General features: G+C 65.5%; 2 protein-coding genes. Both read right to left on the bottom strand.

Annotated features, from left to right (window positions below; all coding sequences use genetic code 11):
• On the bottom strand, window positions 1-349 hold a 349-nt coding region (locus CN311_RS31680), incomplete at its 3' end, for a helix-turn-helix domain-containing protein (RefSeq protein ID WP_133117303.1).
• A gap of 48 nt (window positions 350-397) precedes the next feature.
• On the bottom strand, window positions 398-1,052 hold a 655-nt coding region (locus tag CN311_RS31675; RefSeq protein WP_097577491.1), incomplete at its 5' end, for a uracil-DNA glycosylase.

Below are 1,052 nucleotides of genomic sequence, written 5' to 3'. Positions count from 1 at the left end.
GGTTCCAGTGCCGGTCGACGGCAAGCGCCGGGAAGGGCTCGTGCCCCTTGAGGACGATCTCGACGGCTGCCATCGCCGGCGCCAGCGTGGCGTCGGTCAGCGGCCGCTCGCTGAAGCTTGGGGCAAAGCCCGCGGCCAGCAGCAGCTGGTTGCGCTGCCTGAGCGGGATCGACAACTGTTCTGCCAGATGCAGCACCATGTCGCGCGACGGCGCCGCGCGGCCGCTTTCGACAAAACTCAGATGTCGCTGGGAAATCTCGGCTTCCATGGCGAGGTCGAGCTGGCTCATGCGCCGGCGCGTGCGCCATTCGCGGATGAGGCTGCCGGCGGAACTCTGTGCTGTTGTCATGAGTGCATGACTAGGGCGGTGGAAGAGGGATTTCAATTACCTGGGAGGTCAACCCAGCGCCCTCAATTTCGCCTTCACCTCAAGAAAATCCCGCCAAGCCAGCTTCTTGTGCGCCGGGGTTCGGAGCAGATAGGCCGGATGCAGGGTCGGCATGGCTGGAATGGCGGTCCCAGAAGCCGTCATGTGGACGCGCCAGTTGCCGCGCAGCCGCAATATGCCTTCGGTCGTGTTGAGCAAGGTTTTCGCCGAGGGGCCGCCGAGATTGACCAGGACCTTCGGATTGACCAGCTCGATCTGCCTCTCGATGAACGGCCGGCAGATCTCGGTCTCATGCGGTGTCGGCGTGCGGTTGCCCGGCGGCCGCCAGGGGATGACGTTGGCGATATAGACGGAGGTCCGGTCGAGGCCGATCGCCGCCAGCATCCGGTCGAGCAACTGGCCGGAGCGACCGACGAACGGCAGCCCTTCTATATCCTCGTCGCGGCCGGGCGCTTCGCCGACCAGCATTACCGCTGCTTTCGGGTTGCCGTCGGCGAACACCAGGTTTTTGGCAGTGAATTTGAGGTTGCAGCCCTCGAATGCCGCCATGTGCTGGCGAAGCTCGTCGAGGCTTGTCGCAGTCGCCGCCAGTTGCCGTGCAAGTGCGGCTTGCGCCTCGTCGGGCACCGTCGCGGAGGCGGAAGGCGGGCGTGCTGGTGGCGCG

Origin of the sequence: Mesorhizobium sanjuanii (genome assembly GCF_002529485.1) — a bacterium.
In the GTDB taxonomy this organism is placed as follows: Bacteria; Pseudomonadota; Alphaproteobacteria; order Rhizobiales; family Rhizobiaceae; genus Mesorhizobium; species Mesorhizobium sanjuanii.
Note: the sequence above shows the minus strand (reverse complement) of the source record. Positions and strands in the feature narration are given on the sequence as shown.